The organism is Pseudomonas sp. R4-84 (assembly GCF_054130985.1).
In genome coordinates this window covers 4,127,737-4,146,772 of record NZ_CP096390.1, presented here as the reverse complement: position 1 = coordinate 4,146,772, position 19,036 = coordinate 4,127,737, and the positions used below count along the sequence as shown (strand labels likewise).

15 protein-coding genes are annotated in these 19,036 nt (G+C 61.8%); 9 read left to right on the top strand and 6 right to left on the bottom strand.

Annotated elements, in window-relative coordinates; translation table 11 throughout:
- The first annotated feature begins 2 nt into the window (after positions 1 to 2).
- Entirely contained in the window at positions 3 to 1,301 is a 1,299-nt protein-coding gene (flgE, locus tag M1D68_RS18930; protein WP_420767480.1) for a flagellar hook protein FlgE, read from the top strand.
- A 221-nt stretch (positions 1,302 to 1,522) separates the two neighbouring features.
- Here flgE and M1D68_RS18925 read toward each other — a convergent pair whose 3' ends face one another.
- A complete protein-coding gene (locus M1D68_RS18925; RefSeq protein WP_420767479.1) occupies positions 1,523 to 4,414 on the bottom strand; it encodes a ribonucleoside-diphosphate reductase subunit alpha in 2,892 nt (963 codons plus the stop codon).
- Positions 4,415 to 5,239: 825 nt separating this feature from the next.
- Here M1D68_RS18925 and M1D68_RS18920 point away from each other — a divergent pair.
- Positions 5,240 to 5,962 (top strand): response regulator, encoded by a 723-nt coding sequence (locus M1D68_RS18920; RefSeq protein ID WP_420767478.1) that lies wholly within the window; start codon positions 5,240 to 5,242, stop codon positions 5,960 to 5,962.
- Positions 5,959 to 7,569 carry an ATP-binding protein gene (locus M1D68_RS18915; protein WP_457968030.1) on the top strand — a complete coding sequence of 537 codons (1,611 nt, stop codon included), beginning with the start codon at positions 5,959 to 5,961 and terminating at the stop codon, positions 7,567 to 7,569. Before M1D68_RS18920 ends, M1D68_RS18915 begins: the two co-directional genes overlap by 4 nt.
- Positions 7,570 to 7,616: 47 nt before the next feature.
- On the opposite strand, the gene M1D68_RS18910 is transcribed toward M1D68_RS18915, so the two are convergent.
- Both M1D68_RS18910 and M1D68_RS18905 read right to left on the bottom strand, forming a co-directional pair.
- The gene (locus tag M1D68_RS18910; protein WP_457968029.1) at positions 7,617 to 8,342 is read right to left on the bottom strand and encodes a 4'-phosphopantetheinyl transferase family protein; all 726 of its coding nucleotides are present in this window, start codon (positions 8,340 to 8,342) and stop codon (positions 7,617 to 7,619) included.
- A gap of 173 nt (positions 8,343 to 8,515) precedes the next feature.
- Positions 8,516 to 9,304: a dienelactone hydrolase family protein gene (locus M1D68_RS18905; RefSeq protein WP_457968028.1), complete on the bottom strand. Its 789-nt coding sequence runs from the start codon at positions 9,302 to 9,304 to the stop codon at positions 8,516 to 8,518.
- Positions 9,305 to 9,447: 143 nt separating this feature from the next.
- Between M1D68_RS18905 and M1D68_RS18900 the strand changes: the two genes are divergently transcribed.
- The 3 genes from M1D68_RS18900 to M1D68_RS18890 all read left to right on the top strand — a co-directional run bounded on the left by M1D68_RS18900 (position 9,448) and on the right by M1D68_RS18890 (position 12,161).
- Positions 9,448 to 10,047, top strand: coding sequence for a hypothetical protein (locus M1D68_RS18900; protein ID WP_457968027.1), 600 nt, complete (start codon positions 9,448 to 9,450; stop codon positions 10,045 to 10,047).
- A 93-nt stretch (positions 10,048 to 10,140) separates the two neighbouring features.
- The gene (locus tag M1D68_RS18895; protein WP_434560215.1) at positions 10,141 to 10,818 is read left to right on the top strand and encodes a response regulator; all 678 of its coding nucleotides are present in this window, start codon (positions 10,141 to 10,143) and stop codon (positions 10,816 to 10,818) included.
- Positions 10,815 to 12,161, top strand: coding sequence for an ATP-binding protein (locus tag M1D68_RS18890; protein WP_457968026.1), 1,347 nt, complete (start codon positions 10,815 to 10,817; stop codon positions 12,159 to 12,161). Before M1D68_RS18895 ends, M1D68_RS18890 begins: the two co-directional genes overlap by 4 nt.
- A gap of 181 nt (positions 12,162 to 12,342) precedes the next feature.
- Here the strand turns inward: M1D68_RS18890 and M1D68_RS18885 are convergent, their stop codons facing one another.
- Positions 12,343 to 13,341, bottom strand: a complete 999-nt coding sequence (locus M1D68_RS18885; RefSeq protein WP_420767471.1) for an AraC family transcriptional regulator — start codon at positions 13,339 to 13,341, stop codon at positions 12,343 to 12,345.
- Positions 13,342 to 13,674: 333 nt separating this feature from the next.
- Between M1D68_RS18885 and M1D68_RS18880 the strand changes: the two genes are divergently transcribed.
- Positions 13,675 to 15,006, top strand: a complete 1,332-nt coding sequence (locus M1D68_RS18880) for a dicarboxylate/amino acid:cation symporter (protein ID WP_420767470.1) — start codon at positions 13,675 to 13,677, stop codon at positions 15,004 to 15,006.
- A gap of 308 nt (positions 15,007 to 15,314) precedes the next feature.
- Entirely contained in the window at positions 15,315 to 16,496 is a 1,182-nt protein-coding gene (locus M1D68_RS18875) for a CaiB/BaiF CoA transferase family protein (RefSeq protein ID WP_457968025.1), read from the top strand.
- Between the two features lie 113 nt (positions 16,497 to 16,609).
- Here M1D68_RS18875 and M1D68_RS18870 read toward each other — a convergent pair whose 3' ends face one another.
- Complete coding sequence (locus tag M1D68_RS18870; protein ID WP_030142420.1) at positions 16,610 to 17,104, bottom strand: SprT family zinc-dependent metalloprotease; 495 nt, start codon at positions 17,102 to 17,104, stop codon at positions 16,610 to 16,612.
- A 172-nt stretch (positions 17,105 to 17,276) separates the two neighbouring features.
- A complete protein-coding gene (locus M1D68_RS18865) occupies positions 17,277 to 17,879 on the bottom strand; it encodes a Yip1 family protein (protein ID WP_039591896.1) in 603 nt (200 codons plus the stop codon).
- 318 nt (positions 17,880 to 18,197) lie between these two features.
- Here M1D68_RS18865 and ttcA point away from each other — a divergent pair, with 318 nt between their 5' ends.
- Positions 18,198 to 19,022 (top strand): tRNA 2-thiocytidine(32) synthetase TtcA, encoded by an 825-nt coding sequence (gene ttcA / locus M1D68_RS18860; protein WP_030142418.1) that lies wholly within the window; start codon positions 18,198 to 18,200, stop codon positions 19,020 to 19,022.
- Positions 19,023 to 19,036: the final 14 nt, after the last annotated feature.

Genomic DNA, 19,036 nt, shown 5'->3' with positions numbered 1-19,036 from the left:
ACATGTCTTTCAACATCGGCCTTAGCGGTCTCTATGCAGCCAACAAACAGCTGGACGTGACCGGCAACAACATCGCCAACGTGGCGACCACCGGTTTCAAATCGTCCCGCGCGGAATTCGAAGACGTCTACTCGGCCACCAAGCTGGGTTCGGGCAGCAAGACCGTCGGCAACGGCGTGCGCCTGGCCAACGTTTCTCAGCAGTTCGGCCAGGGTGACGTGAACAACACCGGCAACGTGCTGGACATGGGGATCCAGGGCCAGGGCTTCTTTGTCCTGAGCAACGACGGCTCCCTGAGCTACACCCGTGCCGGTACTTTCAAGACCGACAAGGAAGGCTACGTCACCAACAGCGATGGCACGGCTCGTTTGCAGGGCTATGGCGTGGATGCCAACGGCAAGATCCTCAACGGTATCCTGACCGACCTGCGCATCGACACCTCGAACCTGCCGCCGCAAGCCACCAGCCTGGTTTCGTCGACCATCAACCTGAACTCGACGGCGACGCCGATCACTGCCGCGTTCAACCCGGCTGACACGGCGACCTTTACCAAGCAGTTCACCACCCCGATCTACGACACCCAGGGTAACCAGCACTCGATGGACCAATACATGGTCAAGACAGGCTCCAATACCTGGAACGTCTATACCTTGATCGATGGTCGTAACCTCGATGGCAGCTTGCCGACCACGACCGGTGCGACCGCGCCTGTTCCTTCGACCATGAACTTCGATTCGAGCGGCAAGTTGACCACGGTCACCACTCCGCCAGCGACCGTTAACAGCGATCTGGTGTTGACCGGCTGGGTTCCGGGCACCGTGACCAACGGAACCTGGACCGCCAACGGCGCCGCCAGCGCACCGACCATCACGATTTCGATGGGCAACACCACTCAGTTCAACGCCGACACCGCTCGTTCGATTCCTGCCCAGAACGGCTACGCCACCGGCCAGATCACCAACCTGACCATCGATGGCAGCGGTGTGATGCTCGCCAACTTCAGCAACAACCAGACCAAGCCGATCGGCCAGATCGCCCTTGCCAGCTTCACCAACGAGCAAGGCCTGCAGCCAGTAGGCGGCACCAGCTGGAAGGAAACGTTCGCCTCGGGTATCCCGGGCTACGATGCTCCACAGACCGGCACCCTGGGGTCGATCGTCTCCAACTCCCTGGAGGAGTCCAACGTCAACCTGACCAACGAACTGGTCGAGCTGATCAAGGCGCAGAGCAACTACCAGGCGAACGCCAAGACCATCTCTACCCAGAGCACCATCATGCAGACCATCATTCAGATGGCTTGATGCCGAAGGTCGCTTGAAAGCTGCACAAGGAGCCCCTCGAAAGAGGGGCTTTTTCATGAGCTTCAGTTTTGTATTGTTTGGGCCTGCCTCTTCGCGAGCAGGCTCGCGAAGAGGCAGGCCCAGGCGCCTACTTTTCGCCAGGCAAAAGAAAACCCCCGATAAACCAGCGGTCTATCGGGGGCTTCTTTCAGCGGGCGCCTTTACGCGCCCACCCGCTCAGCTTATTGGCAAGCTTCGCAATCCGGCTCGTCGATCGCGCAGGCTTTTGGCACTGGCGCAGGTCCTGCTGGAGCAGCCAGGACTGAGTCATCACCGTGGTTGCCGCCAGCGGAAACCGCGTTCAGCTTGCCGGTGTTGATGGTCGACTTCTCGGTGCTGGTGGCGGCCAAGGCACGGAGGTAGTAAGTCGTTTTCAGGCCACGGTACCAAGCCATGCGGTAGGTCACGTCCAGCTTCTTGCCCGAGGCGCCGGCGATGTACAGGTTCAGCGACTGAGCCTGGTCGATCCACTTCTGGCGACGGCTGGCGGCGTCTACGATCCACTTGGTGTCCACTTCGAACGCGGTCGCATAGAGCGCTTTGAGCTCTTGCGGGATGCGCTCGATCTGCTGCACCGAACCGTCGTAGTACTTCAAGTCGTTGATCATGACCGAGTCCCACAGGCCGCGGGCCTTGAGGTCGCGAACCAGGTACGGGTTGATCACGGTGAATTCGCCCGACAGGTTCGATTTCACGTACAGGTTCTGGTAGGTCGGTTCGATCGACTGCGACACGCCAGTGATGTTGGCGATGGTGGCGGTCGGTGCGATGGCCATGATGTTGGAGTTACGGATGCCTTTCTGCACACGGGCGCGAACCGGTGCCCAGTCCAGGGTTTCCTTCAGATCCACGTCGATGTACTTCTCGCCGCGCTGGGCGATCAGGATCTGTTGCGAGTCCAGCGGCAGGATGCCCTGGGACCACAGCGAACCCTGGAACGTCTCGTACGAACCGCGCTCGTCGGCCAGGTCGCAGGAAGCCTGGATCGCGTAGTAGCTGACCGCTTCCATGGACTTGTCGGCGAACTCGACCGCAGCGTCCGAACCGTACGGGATGTGCTGCAGGTACAGCGCGTCCTGGAAGCCCATGATGCCCAGGCCGACCGGACGGTGCTTGAAGTTGGAGTTCTTCGCTTGCGGCACCGAGTAGTAGTTGATGTCGATCACGTTGTCGAGCATGCGCACGGCGGTGTTCACGGTGCGTTGCAGCTTGGCGGTGTCCAGCTTGCCGTCGACGATGTGGTTCGGCAGGTTGATCGAGCCCAGGTTGCAGACCGCGATCTCGTCCTTGTTGGTGTTCAGGGTGATCTCGGTGCACAGGTTCGAGCTGTGGACCACGCCCACGTGCTGCTGCGGGCTGCGCAGGTTGCACGGGTCCTTGAAGGTCAGCCATGGGTGGCCGGTTTCGAACAGCATCGAGAGCATCTTGCGCCACAGGTCTTTGGCCTGGACGACTTTGAACAGCTTGATCTTGTTGTACTCGGTCAGGGCTTCGTAGTACTCGTAGCGCTCTTCGAAGGCCTTGCCGGTCAGGTCATGCAGGTCCGGCACTTCGGACGGCGAGAACAGGGTCCACTTGCCGTCATCGAAGACGCGCTTCATGAACAGGTCAGGGATCCAGTTGGCGGTGTTCATGTCGTGGGTACGACGACGATCATCACCTGTGTTCTTGCGCAGCTCGATGAACTCTTCGATGTCCATGTGCCAGGTTTCCAGGTAGGCACAGACCGCGCCCTTGCGCTTGCCGCCCTGGTTGACCGCAACGGCGGTGTCGTTGACCACTTTGAGAAACGGCACGACGCCCTGGGATTTGCCGTTGGTGCCCTTGATGTACGAGCCCAATGCGCGGACGGGGGTCCAGTCGTTGCCCAGGCCACCGGCGAATTTGGACAGCATGGCGTTGTCGTGGATTGCGCCGTAGATGCCCGACAGGTCGTCCGGCACGGTGGTCAGGTAGCAACTCGACAGCTGTGGACGCAGGGTGCCGGCGTTGAACAGGGTCGGGGTCGAGGCCATGTAGTCGAAGGACGACAACAGGTTGTAGAACTCGATCGCACGGTCTTCACGCTGCTTCTCTTCGATCGCCAGGCCCATGGCCACACGCATGAAGAAGACCTGCGGCAGTTCGAAGCGCACGCCATCCTTGTGGATGAAGTAACGGTCGTAAAGGGTTTGCAGGCCCAGGTAGGTGAATTGCTGGTCACGCTCGTGGTTGATCGCCTTGCCGAGTTTTTCCAGGTCGAATTCGGCCAGGACAGGGTTCAGCAACTCGTACTCGATACCCTTGGCGACATAGGCCGGCAGGGCCTTGGCGTACAGGTCGGCCATTTCGTGGTGGGTCGCGCTCTCGGCGACTTCCAGGAAGCTCAGGCCTTCGGCGCGCAGGGTGTCCATCAGCAGGCGCGCGGTCACGAACGAGTAGTTCGGCTCGCGTTCCACCAGGGTCCGCGCGGTCATCACCAGGGCGGTGTTGACGTCCTTGAGGGCGACGCCGTCATAGAGGTTCTTCAGGGTTTCGCGCTGGATCAGGTCGCCATCGACTTCTTCCAGACCTTCGCAGGCCTCGGTGACGATGGTGTTCAGGCGGCCCATGTCCAGCGGCGCGAGGCTGCCGTCGGCGCGTGCGATGCGGATCGAAGGGTGAGCCTGGACCGGCGCGTCGGCCGGCGCGCGGGTGGCGCGCTCCTTGGCGCGGGAGTCACGGTAGATCACGTAGTCGCGAGCCACTTTCTGCTCGCCGGCACGCATCAGTGCCAGTTCGACCTGGTCCTGGATTTCTTCGATGTGGATGGTGCCGCCCGAAGGCATGCGACGCTTGAAGGTCGCGGTGACCTGTTCGGTCAGGCGGGCGACGGTGTCGTGGATTCGCGACGAGGCGGCAGCGGTGCCGCCCTCAACTGCGAGGAACGCTTTGGTGATGGCGACGGTGATCTTGTCATCGGTGTAGGGAACGACAGTGCCGTTACGCTTGATCACGCGCAGTTGGCCCGGCGCGGTGGCGGACAGATCCGGGCTCGAATCGGCGGCCAGCGGCGCGGTGCCCTGCGGGTTCTCGCGAGTTGTGTCGGTGTGCATGGGTGTCTCCACGTTCTCTATGTTTATTTGGGCACCATCACGGTGCCCACCGTTCCGTCCTGAAGCACTACAACCGACTGGCGCCGGGTATAACAACTTCGGGACAGTAGGGCGCGGGCCTGCGGCGTCGCGTCCATCCGAAGTTCTTGGATCGCGAGCCTGGGCTCGGAACCTGGTTTATCAAGGTGGCAGCAAAGGACTGCAACACCCGTACCGTTCCGGTCGTTTTCGACCTTGGAAACGGTTGCCATCCGCAGGGGCGGTCTGGACTTGTGAAACAGCGGTGTTGCAGAAGGACAGAGGCGAGAAAAGCGCTTGAATTCTCTATCCGACTTGTGTTTGGTTTTTGGCCGAAAACCCTACATGTAGGGTTTTTTACGCGGCGGGCTACAAGATAATGCGTTTTCGGACATGAATCAACGTGCTGCCTGTGGATAAGCCTGTGCGTAATTTGTGTGCGAAACGAGGAACTCCTCTGTAGGCCGCGACCTAGCTGGAGCGAGCCTTTTTTCAACGATTCTGACGACTCGAAAACCGGCCGGAGTTTTTTGCGGGCGCGGACGTTACCACACAAATCCAGCCCGACCGAACGCATTTGTCCGCTTGTTTTCTGCGCAAGCCGCGTTTATACAATCGGCCGGTGCATGGGCGTGTTTATCCTCCTTTAACATGACAAACGATGGAGGGGCGGTGGGCATTGTGGGAGCGAGCTTGCTCGCGATAGCGTCGGACCGGTAACGGTGATGCTGGCTGACCCACCGCCATCGCGAGCAAGCTCGCTCCCACAGAGTTCCATGTGCCCCCACAACAATAAGAGGCCCCCCAGTGGAACAAGAAGCCTGGCAGATATTGATCGTCGAGGATGACCAGCGTCTGGCCGAGCTGACCCGCGAATACCTGGAAAGCAATGGCCTTCGCGTCGCCATCGAGGGCAACGGCGCCGTCGCGGCGCAGCGGATCATCGACGAGCAGCCGGACCTGGTGATCCTCGACCTGATGCTGCCCGGCGAAGACGGCCTGAGCATCTGCCGCAAAGTGCGCGAGCACTACGACGGCCCGATCCTCATGCTGACGGCGCGTACCGACGACACCGACCAGATCCAGGGCCTGGACCTTGGGGCTGATGACTATGTCTGCAAGCCAGTGCGGCCACGCCTGTTGCTGGCGCGCATCCAGGCCCTGTTGCGGCGCAGCGAGCCGGAGCCGTCCGTGCCGCAGAAACCGCGCCGCCTGGAGTTCGGGCCGCTGGTGGTCGACGACGCCTTGCGCGAGGCCTGGTTGCAGGACAAGGGGATCGAGCTGACCAGCGCCGAATTCGACCTGCTGTGGCTGCTGGTGTCCAATGCCGGGCGCATCCTGTCTCGCGAGGAAATCTTCACTGCCCTGCGCGGGATCGGCTATGACGGCCAGGACCGCTCCATCGACGTGCGCATCTCGCGCATCCGCCCCAAGATCGGTGACGACCCCGACCATCCACGGTTGATCAAGACCATTCGCAGCAAAGGCTACCTGTTCGTTCCCGAAGCTTGCGTAGACGCCGCTCCGTGAACTCGATCTTCCTGCGCATCTATGGCGGCATGTGCGCGGCCCTGGTGTTGGTCGCGGTACTTGGCGTACTGGCGCTGCATCAGCTCAACCAGACGCGTGCCGAGCAGTACCGCGAGCGCCTGGCCCATGGCACGTTTTCCTTGATGGCCGATAATCTGCGGCCGATGAACGGCACGGAGCGCCGTCGTGCCCTGGCGGTGTGGGCGCGCCTGCTGGGCATCCCGCTGGAACTGCAGGCGCTCAGCCAGGCCGACCTCGACCTGGGCCAGCGCACCCGCGTGCTGCGCGGGCAGGTCCTGGTGGAACAGACCGGCCCCCACGCGGCGAAGGTCTATCGGCTGGTCAGCGACGGCGAGCAGTTGACATTGGTAGGGGAGGTTCGCCAGATCAGTGAGCAATTGGCCCGGGCGACAATCTATTTACTGGCCGACGAACTGGTGCGTTACCCGGTGGCCGAGCAGCCCGAGCGGCTTGCACAACTCAAACAGGAAAAGGGCTTCGGTTTCGACCTGCGCCTGATGACCGTCGACCAGGCGGACATGGACGAAGACCAGCGTCGTCGGGTGTCCGAGGGCGATACGGTGATGGCCCTGGGCAAGGGCGGCGACTCGATCCGGGTATTCGCCGGGATGGTTGGCACGCCGTGGGTCCTGGAAATCGGCCCCTTGTACCAGATGAATCCGTACCCGCCCGAATGGCTGGTGCTGATCGCGGCGCTGGGCTTGAGCCTGATCGGTTTGATCGTCTACCTGCTGGTACGCCAGTTGGAGCGACGGCTGCGCGGCCTGGAATCGGCCGCCACCCAGATTGCCCAGGGCAGCCTGGAGACCCGCGTGCCGGCCAGGGACGCTGACTCGGTGGGGCGTCTGGCCGCTGCGTTCAATGCAATGGCCGAGCACTTGCAGCAGTTGTTGGCGATCCAGCGGGAGCTGGTGCGCGCGGTGTCCCACGAATTGCGCACGCCTGTGGCGCGCCTGCGCTTCGGCCTGGAAATGCTCGGCAGCGCCAGCACGCCCGAGGCCCGGGACAAATACCTGGCGGGCATGGACCACGACATCGAAGACCTGGATCGGTTGGTGGATGAAATGCTGACGTATGCGCGCCTGGAGCAGGGGTCGCCGGCGTTGAACTTCCAGCGGGTGGATCTGGATGCGCTGGTCAATCAGGTCATAGAAGAACTGGGACCTTTACGCGCCGGGATCACGGTGGAGCGTGGCCTGTGCCTGTCGGCCGCCGATTGCGACGACGCCTGGGTCGAGGCTGAGCCGCGCTTCCTGCATCGCGCCCTGCAGAATCTGGTGGGCAACGCCATGCGCCATGCCCGATCACGGGTGACAGTGAGTTACCAGGTGGGCCAGTTGCGCTGCCGGGTCGACGTCGAGGATGACGGGCCGGGGGTGCCGGAGGCCGCGTGGGAACGGGTATTCAAGCCGTTCCTGCGCCTGGACGACAGCCGGGCCCGCGCCTCGGGTGGCCATGGATTGGGGCTGTCGATCGTGCGCCGGATCATTCATTGGCATGACGGCCGGGCCTTGATCAACAAGAGCAAAAGCCTGGGCGGGGCGTGTTTCAGCTTGAGTTGGCCGAGGCATCAGGATCGGTCCTGAAAGGTGCGGCGCCTATGCCGCCCCTTCGCGAGCAGGCACTGGAGGTCTCAGGCCTCGATCCCCACCAGGCTCAACAACTGCCCATCCTTCACCCCGAACTGCCCTTGCAACTCACTGCCATGGCGCCACTCGGGCGAAAGATCGGTCAGTAGTCGCAGCCGCACCTGCCCATCATGGGACCACTCCAGCACCTCGGCATGTTCGAAATAGAAACGTTGCCCAACGATCGGGTACAGCGCCTTGAACAGGCTTTCCTTGACCGAGAAGGTCAGCGTAACCAGCAGCGCACGATCATCGCGCGAGACGGTCGCCATGCGCAGCAGTTCCGCAGGCGTGAGGATCTCGCCCGCCAGGCGCTCGGCGCGTTCGGGGTCGAGCAGGTTTTCCAGGTCCATGCCCAGCCCGTGCCAACGCTGCTTCTGCGCGACAATGGCGGCCGCCCGGCCGGTACTGTGGGTGATCGAACCGCTGACATGGGCGGGCCACACCGGCGCGCGGTCTTCGCCGATGGCGGGAATACAGGCGATTCCATCAAGCCGATGCAAGGCCGCCCGGGCGCAGACTCGCCCGGCGAGGAACTCCGCCTGGCGCTTGGCCACCGAGCGCTGGATGCTCGCTGGCGGCTCGATAGCGCTGTTGGGGAAATCGGCGGCGACGAGCAGCAGCGGATCGAAACGCGTACTGAGCAGCACCGTATCGGCCAGGGCATCGGGCAGCAGCCACTGTTCATCCAGAGGCGAGCAGCAGGCGGGCAGGGCGGGGAGTGGGTTCATGCCCGGCATTTTGCCGGGTTGGCTTGAGGCTGGGTAGTGGGAGAGGCTGAGAGCCGGATGCTCTTGTGGCGAGGGAGCTTGCTCCCGCTGGGCTGCGAAGCGGCCCCAAGATTGTAGGCGACCGCTACGCAGTCGAGCGGGAGCAAGCTCCCTCGCCACAAGAACGGTATGTGTCAGAAAATCTTCTTGAAGAACTTCTGCATGTCCGCCCATGACTTCTCATCGGCTTCCTTGTTGTAGCCGATGTCCGGCCCGCCATGTTCGCCGTGGCTCAGACGGTCGGCGTCGGGGTTGCTGAAGCCGTGCTTGGCGCCGTCGAGGCTGACGAACTTATAGTCGGCGCCGGCCTTGTCCATCTCGCTCTTGAACGCGGTCACGTTGTCTTCGGTGACCATGCTGTCCAGCGCGCCGTGCTCCACCAGGATCTTGGCTTTGACACTGCCTGGGGTGGCCGGGGTTTGGGTGACGAGGGCGCCATGGAAACTCACCACGCCAGCCAATGGGACGCCCTGGCGAGCGGCGTCCAGCACCACCTTGCCACCGAAGCAATAGCCGATGGCGGCAAGTTTGTCCGGATCGGTCTGAGGTTGTTTCTTCAGCAGGTCGAGCCCGGCCTGGAACCGCGCGCTGGCCGCCTTGCCGTCCTTGAGCGCGGCCTGCATGAAGGCCAGGGCGTCCTTGGGGTGCTCGGTATTCTTGCCGTCACCGTACATGTCGATCGCCAGGGCGCTGTAGCCCAGGCCGGCAAGGTCGCGGGCGCGGCGCTTGGCGTAATCATTCAGTCCCCACCATTCATGCACCACCACCACGCCCGGGCGCGGGCCCTTGACCGCGTCGTCGTAGGCGTAATAGCCGATCAGCTTCGTGCCGTCGGCACTGGTGTAGGGAATCTCCTGGGTCTGGATGGCGGCGTGGCTGGCGCTGCTCAAGGCCAGAAGTACAACGGCAAGCAATCTGCGCATGATCGATCTCCTTAAAAAAGTGGGTGCACACAGACTAGCCGATTCATTCAGCCCAGGTTCAGAGAACGTTCAAGGAGGGTTCAGGGAGCAATGGCTATCGTGGCGGCGACTTCACACAACCCTTGCTTCAAAAGGAACTGATCATGACTCATATGAAAAAACTGCTGCTTGCATTCACTGTATTGGGTGCCACCGCCATGGCCCCTGCCGATGACAATTTCGCCAGCCTGACCCTCGGCCAGACCAGTGACAAGGTCAAGAAATCCAACGCGCTGGACCGGAACCTGGGCAATCCGAACGCCGATGGCGTCATTGGCAAGGACACCACCTACGGCCTGCGCCTGGGCCGGCAGAACGATCAAGGCCGCTACTACGCCACCTATGACAACGTGTCGGGCAGCCACAACGGCATCAAGCTGCGCCAGGAAAACCTGCTGGGTAGCTACGATGTGTTTTATCCAGTGACCAGCAGCACCAAATTGTTCGGCGGTGGCACGGCGGGGCTGACCAAGTTGACCCAGGACTCCCCGGGCTTCAGCCGCGACACCGACATCGGCTACGCCGTTGGCTTGCAGGGCGGCGTCCTGCAACAAATTTCGCAAAACACCTCGGTGGAACTGGGGTACCGTTACCTGCGCAGCAATGCCAGCACTGAGATGAGCCCGCACGGGGGCGCGAAGGTCGGCTCCCTGGACCTGACCAGCAGCGCCCAGACTTACCTGTCCGCGAACTACACGTTCTAGGCGGCAGGCAATGGAGACGTGCAGCCGGGTCGGCCCAAGACGACCCGGCGCCTTGTTCGATACCTGCTGTCTTGAATCGCCTGGGAGAGGCCCATGAAACTATTGGTTGTCGAAGACGAAGCGCTGTTGCGTCATCACCTGCAAACCCGTCTCACCGACAGCGGCCATGTGGTGCAGGCCGTGGCCAATGCCGAAGAGGCCTTGTATCAGGTCCGCGAGTTCAATCATGACCTGGCGGTGATCGACCTGGGCCTGCCGGGTATCAGCGGCCTGGAACTGATTCGCCGCCTGCGTTCCCAGGACAAGTCCTTCCCGATCCTGATCCTGACCGCCCGCGGCAACTGGCAGGACAAGGTCGAAGGCCTCGCCGCCGGGGCCGACGACTATGTGGTCAAGCCGTTCCAGTTCGAAGAGCTGGAGGCCCGGCTCAACGCCCTGCTGCGCCGCTCCAGCGGTTTCACCCAGTCGACCATCGTCGCCGGGCCATTGCTGCTCGACCTCAACCGCAAGCAGGCGTCCCTCGATGAAGAACCGCTGGCGCTGACGGCCTACGAATACCGCATCCTCGAATACCTGATGCGCCATCACCAGCAGGTCGTCGCCAAGGACCGCTTGATGGAGCAGCTGTACCCGGATGACGACGAGCGCGATCCCAATGTCATCGAAGTGTTGGTGGGCCGCTTGCGCCGCAAACTGGAAGCCCCGGCCGGCTTCAAGCCGATCGACACCGTGCGGGGCCTGGGTTACCTGTTCAACGAGCGCTGCCAGTGATTCGTTCTCTGCGGCTGCGCTTGATGCTGGCCGCCATGACCCTGGCGGTGTTGTTCATGCTGGCGTTGCTGCTGGCGATGCAAGGCGCGTTCAGTCTGGCGTTGCAGGAATCCATCGAGCAACGCCTGGCGTCGGATGTGACCACGCTGATTTCCGCCGCCCGGGTGGAAAACAATCGACTGAAGATGCCGGCGCAATTGCCCGACGAACGCTACAACCTCGCCGATGCCCGGCTGTTGGGCTACATCTATGATCGCGACGGACGCCTGGTCTGGCGTTCGAAGGCGACCCAGGAAGAGCGCATCAATTACGTGCCGCGCTACGACGGGCAGGGCAACCAGTTCGCGCGTATCCGCGAGGATAACGGCCAGGAGTTCTTCGTCTATGACGTCGAGGTCAAGTTGTTGGGCGGCCAGAGCGCGGCGTTCAGTATCGTTACCCTGCAGCCGGTGCGCGACTATGAGGTCACCTTGCAAGGACTGCGGGACAATCTTTATCTGGGGTTTGGCGCTGCCCTGGCGGTATTGCTGGCGCTGTTGTGGATCGGCCTGACCTGGGGGTTGCGCGCCTTGCGGCGCCTGAGCCAGGAGCTGGATGAAATCGAAGCAGGCACCCGCGAAAGCCTCAGCTCCGCCCACCCCCGCGAACTGTTGCGCCTGACCGGCTCCCTCAACCGCCTGTTGCACAGCGAGCGCGAGCAGCGCAGCCGTTATCGGGACTCCCTCGATGACCTGGCTCACAGCCTGAAGACCCCGCTGGCGGTGTTGCAAGGTGTCAGCGAAGACATGGCCCGGCGCCCCCAGGACCGTGGACAGGCGTGGGTGCTGCAAACCCAGATCGAACGCATGAGCCAGCAGATCGGCTATCAGTTGCAGCGCGCCAGCCTGCGTAAAAGCGGTCTGGTGCGGCACCAGGTGCCCTTGCGTCCAGTGCTGCAAAGCCTGTGCGACACCCTCGACAAGGTCTATCGCGACAAGCGCGTTCGGGTCGATTTCGATCTGCCTGAGCAGGGCCAGGTGCCGATCGAACAGGGCGCCCTCCTGGAGATGCTCGGCAACCTTTTGGAGAACGCTTATCGGCTATGCCTGGGGGAGGTTCGGGTCAGCATGCACCAGACCCTCGGCGGTACGGAGTTGAGCGTCGAGGACGACGGCCCGGGTGTGCCACCGGACCAGCGTGCGCGGATTCTCCAACGGGGCGAGCGATTGGATCGCCAGCATCCGGGGCAGGGAATCGGGTTGGCGGTGGTCAAGGACATCATCGAAAGCTACGGCGCGCGATTGACCCTGGGGGATTCGGAGTTAGGCGGCGCGGCGTTTCGGATTCTTTTTCCGGTGGTTTGAGTGGCGTTTCAGTGTGTCGCGAGCCCCTGTGGCGAGGGGATTTATCCCCGCTGGGCTACGCAGTAGCCCCAAATGGGTGGCGGTGGTGTGTCAGACAGAATGCAGGGGGCCGCTTCGCAGCCCAGCGGGGATAAATCCCCTCGCCACAGGGCAGCACACCACAGAAGTGGGATATCCCCCATCAGTTTTCCAACTCCCGATAAGCCCCCGGCGTCACCCCGGTCCACTTCTTGAACGCCCGATGAAACGCCGACGGCTCGGAGAATCCCAACTGTTCGGCAATCTGCTGCAACGACAGATCCGCCCGGCCCAAATGGTAGATGGCGATATCCCGCCGCAACTGATCCTTGAGCTCCTGAAAGCTGGTGCCTTCTTCGCGAAGGTGCCGGCGCAGCGTCTGGGCGCTGATGTGCAGGTGTGCGGCGACGGTGTCCAGGTCGGGCCAGCGCGCCGTGTCGCGGCTGAGGAGGCGGCGCAGTTGGCTGGTCAGGCTGTGGCCGTCGTCTGGGCGCGACAGCAGGTCGGCGGGGGAGCGTTCGAGAAAATGCTTGAGGGTTCGCTCGTCCTGCAGCAAGGGCATTTCCAGGTAGCGACCATGGAACAACAAGCTGCTGCGTCGGGCCTCGAAGACCAGCGGGCAAGGGAACAGCAGGTCGTATTCTGCGCCGTGGCTGGGCTTGGCGTAGCTGAAGGTGGCCTGTTCCAGGCCGATCCGTTGGCCGATCAGCCAACTGCCGAGGCGATGCCAGATGACCAGCAGGCTTTCCGCCAGGAAGTGATCAGGGTCGCGTAGCGTCGACTCGTCCAGGGTCAACCGTACCCGGTCGCCTTCGCTCTCCAGGATCAGGCTCGGCGCATCGGGAAACAGGCTGTAGAACAACAGGCCGCGTTGCAGGGCTTTGCCCAGGGTCCGACAGTGGATCAACGTGTGACACATCATGGCAAACGTCCCCGGTTTACTCGGGGCGCTGCCGAATCCCAGGTATTCGTCCCCCAACGCCACCCACAGCGCCTGCAACAGGCGGGCGAACTGCTCGGGCGCGATGCGTGCCCGCGGCTCGTCGAGCAACTCCGGGCTGATGCCCAGCTGTTGCAGCAGCGACGAATAGTCAAAGCCTTGCCGGCGCGCGCCACCCAGGGCTGCGCGGGCGAAATGGCTGGCAATTGTGCGTTGGCGCATGAGGCATAGATCCGTCCGTTAGGCGAGCGATGGTAGCAGGGCGTCTGCGCTGGACAAGGCGGATATCCGCCAAATCCAGGAGTGAGAAATCGAGTCTTGGCGGGAATCCGCCATCCTTCACCACCTGTTTAATCGACGATGAATAAACAAAAACGTTATGGGACGCGGGTTGTAGGGCATTTCTTAAAAATGGCACGGGCCTTGCGATGTCCTGTGCAGGTCTGCCCCGTGCAGCCGACAAAACAAATCCCTCCAGTGCAGGAGGGTTCGCAATTGAGGTGTCGTGGACAACAGGTGGATGTTGTCATACGGGACTCTTGAGGAAGGTTTGCCATGACGACTCGTCAGCCCTTGTACAAATCCCTGTATTTCCAGGTGATCGTAGCCATTGCCATCGGCATTTTGCTCGGCCACTTCTATCCGCAGACGGGCGTTGCCCTCAAGCCGTTCGGTGACGGGTTCATCAAGTTGATCAAGATGGTCATCGCCCCGATCATCTTCTGTACCGTCGTCAGTGGTATCGGCGGCATGCAGAACATGAAGTCGGTCGGCAAGACCGGCGGCTACGCGCTGCTGTATTTTGAAATCGTCTCTACCATTGCCCTGCTGATCGGCCTGGTCGTGGTCAACGTCGTGCAACCGGGCAACGGCATGCACATCGACGTAACGACCCTGGACACCAGCAAGATCGCCGGCTTCATCAATGCCGGTAAAGACCAGAGCATCGTTGCCTTCATTCTCAACGTGATCCCTAACACTATCGTCGGCGCGTTCGCCAACGGTGACATCCTGCAAGTGCTGATGTTCTCGGTGCTCTTCGGTTTCGCCCTGCATCGCCTGGGTTCTTATGGCAAGCCGGTGCTGGACTTCATCGACCGTTTCGCCCACGTGATGTTCATCATCATCAACATGATCATGAAGCTGGCCCCGATCGGTGCGTTCGGCGCCATGGCCTTCACCATCGGCGCCTACGGTGTCGGTTCGCTGGTGCAACTGGGCCAGCTGATGATCTGCTTCTACATCACCTGCGTGGTCTTCGTGCTGGTGGTGCTGGGCGCCATCTGCCGCGCCCACGGCTTCAGCGTGGTCAAGCTGATTCGCTACATCCGTGAAGAACTGCTGATCGTGCTGGGTACCTCCTCCTCGGAATCGGCCCTGCCGCGCATGCTGATCAAGATGGAGCGCCTGGGTGCCAAGAAATCCGTGGTGGGTCTGGTGATCCCGACTGGCTACTCGTTCAACCTCGACGGTACTTCGATCTACCTGACCATGGCCGCGGTGTTCATCGCCCAGGCCACCGACACTCCAATGGACATCACGCATCAGATCACTCTGTTGCTGGTCCTGCTGCTGTCGTCCAAAGGCGCTGCCGGCGTGACCGGTAGTGGTTTCATCGTGCTGGCGGCAACCCTGTCGGCCGTGGGCCATCTGCCTGTGGCTGGCCTGGCGCTGATCCTGGGTATCGACCGCTTCATGTCCGAAGCCCGTGCCCTGACCAACCTGGTGGGCAACGCCGTTGCCACGATCGTGGTCGCCAAGTGGGTCAAGGAGCTGGACGAAGACCAGTTGCAGACCGAACTGGCCTCCGGTGGTCGCGGTATCTCCGACGTGCGTGAAGACGACGACGCGGTTGCAACGGCCGAAACCGCGCTGCCAACCAAGTAAGCTTCAGCCCGTAACAAGAAACCCGCTTCGGCGGGTTTTTTGTTGGGCCGTGCTTTCCGGGTGAAGTGCTTTTTGTGGCGAGGGAGCTTGCTCCCGCTGGGTTGCGGAGCGACCCCAGGATGTACCTGCCACTGAGGGGCTTCGTGTAATACGCAAGGGGCTGCTGCGCAGCCCAGCGGGAGCAAGCTCCCTCGCCACGACGGCCCTCTGGATTGAGCGGATTTGTCAGCCTAAACGACACGCTTGGTAATTGCCTCAACGCAAGCCCCTGCCTAGTCTTGGATGCACATCCGAAGCGGAGATTTTCCATGCAAGGCCCACTGGCATCGCTCAAGGTACTGGATTTCTCGACCCTGCTGCCGGGGCCGTTCGCCTCGCTGTTGCTGGCAGACATGGGCGCCGAGGTGCTGCGGATCGAGTCGCCGGACCGTCCGGATCTGTTGCGGATTCTGCCGCCCCATGACCAGGACGTCTCGGCCAGCCATGCCTACCTCAACCGCAACAAGCGCAGCCTGGCCCTGGACCTCAAGCAACCGGCGGCGCTGGAAATCATCAAGCGACTGTTGGACGACCATGACATCCTGATCGAGCAGTTCCGTCCCGGCGTGATGGAGCGATTGGGGTTGGGGTATGAAGCCCTGAAGGCGATCAATCCGCGGCTGATCTATGTGTCGATTACCGGCTACGGCCAGACCGGCCCCTATCAGGCGCGTGCCGGTCATGACATCAACTACCTGGCATTGGCGGGTCTGGCGAGCCACACCGGGCGTGTCGGCAGCGGGCCGTTGCCGATGGGGATGCAAGTGGCCGACATCGCCGGCGGCTCTTTGCACGGGGTGATCGGGCTGTTGGCCGCGGTGATTGCACGTCAGCAGACCGGGCAGGGGCAACACTTGGACGTGAGCATGACCGATTGCGTCTTCAGCCTGAACGCACTGGCTGGCGCCGGTTACCTGGCCTGCGATGTGACGCCTGGGTGGGAGAATCATGTGCTCAACGGCGGCAGCTTCTATGACTATTACCGTACACGCGACGGGCGATGGATGTCGGTGGGCAGCCTGGAGCCGGTCTTCATGCAGGCCCTTTGCGAGACGCTGGGGCGGCCGGAACTGGCGGTCCAGGGGCTATCGCCCAAGCTTGAACAGCAACAGGCCCTCAAACTGGCACTGCAAGCCGAGTTCGAGAAACACGACTTCGACGAGCTGTGCCGCTTGTTCGCGAGGGTCGACGCCTGCGTCGAGCCGGTGCTGAGCCTGGAGGAGGCCGTGGGGCATGCGCAATTGCAGGCTCGGGAATTGGTCAAGCAGGTGCCCCGAGAGGATGGTTCGACTCAGGCGCAGATGGCCTGTCCGTTGAAGTTTTCCGAAGGACTGCCCGAGCCTCGGCATATCGGCGCGAGGCTGGGAGCGCACACGGACCAGGTGTTGGGGGAGTTGGGGTTCAGTGAGGAGCGGATTGCCCGGCTGCGTGATGACAGGGTCGTTGTGTAGCGTCCTTTCTGGCCTCATCGCGAGCAGGCTCGCTCCCACTTGTGGACGCCGAAAATCCAGCGTGGGAGCGAGCCTGCTCGCGAAGGCGTCAGCCTGGACACTACAAAAAACAGCTACTCGACCCGCGTCTCCCCACTGAACACCAAAGTATTGCGGCAGCTACGGCACAAGTACCGCCGCCCCTGGCGCACCAGGCGGTGGCGTTGCGCTGTGAATGGGAAGTCGCTGCCGTCGCAAGGGCATTTGTAGATGTACCGGGTTGCGGTACGGCGTTTGATCTCGTAGGTGTGGCAACGGTTGGGTGGCAGTTCGTAGACCCCACGCATGATCAGTTGCCATTCCTCTCCATGGGCCTGGATACGGTCGCCAAACAGTTGGTGGGCGATCAGGTGCGCGACCTCATGGGCCACCGTCTGCTTGAGGAAATCCTCGGCGTTCTCCTGGTACAGCTGTGGATTGAAGCGCAGCAGATTTTCATGAAGGTGCGCGACACCGGCCTTTTGGCCGCGCAACTTGAGGCTGACCACCGGACGTTTGAAAGGACGTTTGAAAAAGGATTCAGCTTGTTGATAACACTCTTCGACGCGGGTATTGAGTTGCTCGAGCATGCTTTACGGGTCTCCAGAAAGCCGAGTATGCCGCAAGCGTTGGCCGTTGCGAATCGTTGAGGCGCCCAGCGGTCGTCCCCAGGCAGAACCACGCACAGAGGAAGGCCGCCTTGCGGCGGCCTGTGGTGGCAGATCGATTTTGGTTGGAGAGCCTTAATCCTTCAATAATCCTTCAATTGGTATAGACCGGGCCCACGCCCAGCCCCCAGACAATCACCGTGAACGCCATGATTGCCACCAGCACCACCAAACCCACGGCCAGCACCGAACTGGAAAACAGGAAACCTTCGTCCTGAGGGATGTTCATGAAGGTCGGCAGCCCTACGTACAACAGGTAGACCGTGTAGCAGATCGCCGCGGTCCCGACGATCATCCCCAGCCACATGTGGGGATAGAGCGCCGCCAGGCCGCCGATGAACAGCGGTGTCGCGGTATAGGTGGCGAACGCGACGCAGCGAGCCAGGCTCGGGTTGGCGTCATAGGTGCGAGCCATCCAGTGGATGAACGCTCCCATCACCGCCACGCCGCCCAACATGGCCAGGTAAGACATGATGGTCATCCACAGGGCGCTTTCCTGGGTGAGCATGACCGGTGGACGATTGCCGATGACCCATCCTACCTGCGTGGTACCGATGAACGCCGATACCGCCGGGATGGCCGCCAGGATCAGCGTGTGGGTGAGGTACATGTGGCTGATGCTTTCCTCCTGATCGCCACGGATTTCCTTCCATTCTTGATCAGGGTGGGTAAAGAGCCCCACGACATGATGGATCATAGTCAGTCACTCCTTTGTTATTGCCATCGCCCCCCAACGGAGCGCCTACGGGCCAATTGGCCAGGTAAGTAAAGGTCTGTAAGTGTGTGCGACCTTATGCCGCAGTATAGGAAGGAGTGGCCCTCAAGGGGATGGGGCGCTTAGAGCAAATCGCGCTGTAGCCGGGAACGCTAATCGCCGTTAGGTCTGTGCGCAGGGTTGCGCAACCCGACGGGGATAAATCCCCTCGCCATAAAGGCACCTGTCGTCAGCCTTCGCCGACAGCCAGTTTTTTGCGTAAAATGCCGGCCTTTCGTCACACCTCACGGATTTCGCGTCATGGGCACTCTTACGGTCAACCAGAACAAACTGCAAAAGCGCCTGCGCCGCCTGGCCGGTGAGGCGGTCGCCGACTACAACATGATCGAGGACGGCGACAAGGTCATGGTCTGCCTGTCCGGCGGCAAGGACAGCTACACCTTGCTCGACGTGCTGATGCATTTACAGAAGGTTGCACCGATCAAGTTCGACATCGTCGCGGTCAACATGGACCAGAAGCAGCCTGGGTTCCCGGAACATGTGCTGCCGGCCTACCTCGAGTCGCTGGGCGTCGAGTACCACATCGTCGAGAAAGACACCTATTCGGTGGTCAAGGAACTGATTCCCGAAGGCAAGACCACTTGTTCGCTGTGCTCACGCTTGCGCCGCGGAACGCTCTACACCTTCGCCGACGAGATTGGCGCGACCAAAATGGCCCTGGGTCACCACCGCGACGACATCGTCGAGACCTTTTTCCTCAACATGTTCTACAACGGCTCGCTCAAGGCCATGCCACCCAAGCTGCGGGCCGACGATGGGCGCAACGTGGTGATTCGCCCGTTGGCGTATTGCAACGAGAAGGACATCCAGGCCTATTCGGATTTCAAGCAATTCCCGATCATCCCGTGCAACCTGTGCGGCTCCCAGGAAAACCTGCAGCGCCAGGTGGTCAAGGAAATGCTCCAGGAATGGGAGCGCAAGACTCCGGGCCGTACCGAGAGCATTTTCCGCGGCTTGCAGAACGTCATCCCGTCGCAACTGGCGGACCGCAACCTGTTCGACTTCACCAACCTGCGCATCGACGAAAACGCCACGCCGCGGTTCGTCAATGTGGTGAACCTGTAAGGTTGCCAACCGGT

What these genes read in the sequence shown, in the direction of transcription:
- flgE (WP_420767480.1), top strand. Translation starts at nt 3, where the DNA reads ATGTCTTTCAACATCGGCCTTAGCGGTCTCTATGCAGCCAACAAACAG.
- M1D68_RS18925 (WP_420767479.1), bottom strand. Translation starts at nt 4,414, where the DNA reads ATGCACACCGACACAACTCGCGAGAACCCGCAGGGCACCGCGCCGCTG.
- M1D68_RS18910 (WP_457968029.1), bottom strand. Translation starts at nt 8,342, where the DNA reads ATGAACCCACTCCCCGCCCTGCCCGCCTGCTGCTCGCCTCTGGATGAA.
- M1D68_RS18905 (WP_457968028.1), bottom strand. Translation starts at nt 9,304, where the DNA reads ATGCGCAGATTGCTTGCCGTTGTACTTCTGGCCTTGAGCAGCGCCAGC.
- M1D68_RS18900 (WP_457968027.1), top strand. Translation starts at nt 9,448, where the DNA reads ATGACTCATATGAAAAAACTGCTGCTTGCATTCACTGTATTGGGTGCC.
- M1D68_RS18895 (WP_434560215.1), top strand. Translation starts at nt 10,141, where the DNA reads ATGAAACTATTGGTTGTCGAAGACGAAGCGCTGTTGCGTCATCACCTG.
- M1D68_RS18885 (WP_420767471.1), bottom strand. Translation starts at nt 13,341, where the DNA reads ATGCGCCAACGCACAATTGCCAGCCATTTCGCCCGCGCAGCCCTGGGT.
- M1D68_RS18880 (WP_420767470.1), top strand. Translation starts at nt 13,675, where the DNA reads ATGACGACTCGTCAGCCCTTGTACAAATCCCTGTATTTCCAGGTGATC.
- M1D68_RS18875 (WP_457968025.1), top strand. Translation starts at nt 15,315, where the DNA reads ATGCAAGGCCCACTGGCATCGCTCAAGGTACTGGATTTCTCGACCCTG.
- M1D68_RS18870 (WP_030142420.1), bottom strand. Translation starts at nt 17,104, where the DNA reads ATGCTCGAGCAACTCAATACCCGCGTCGAAGAGTGTTATCAACAAGCT.
- M1D68_RS18865 (WP_039591896.1), bottom strand. Translation starts at nt 17,879, where the DNA reads ATGATCCATCATGTCGTGGGGCTCTTTACCCACCCTGATCAAGAATGG.
- ttcA (WP_030142418.1), top strand. Translation starts at nt 18,198, where the DNA reads ATGGGCACTCTTACGGTCAACCAGAACAAACTGCAAAAGCGCCTGCGC.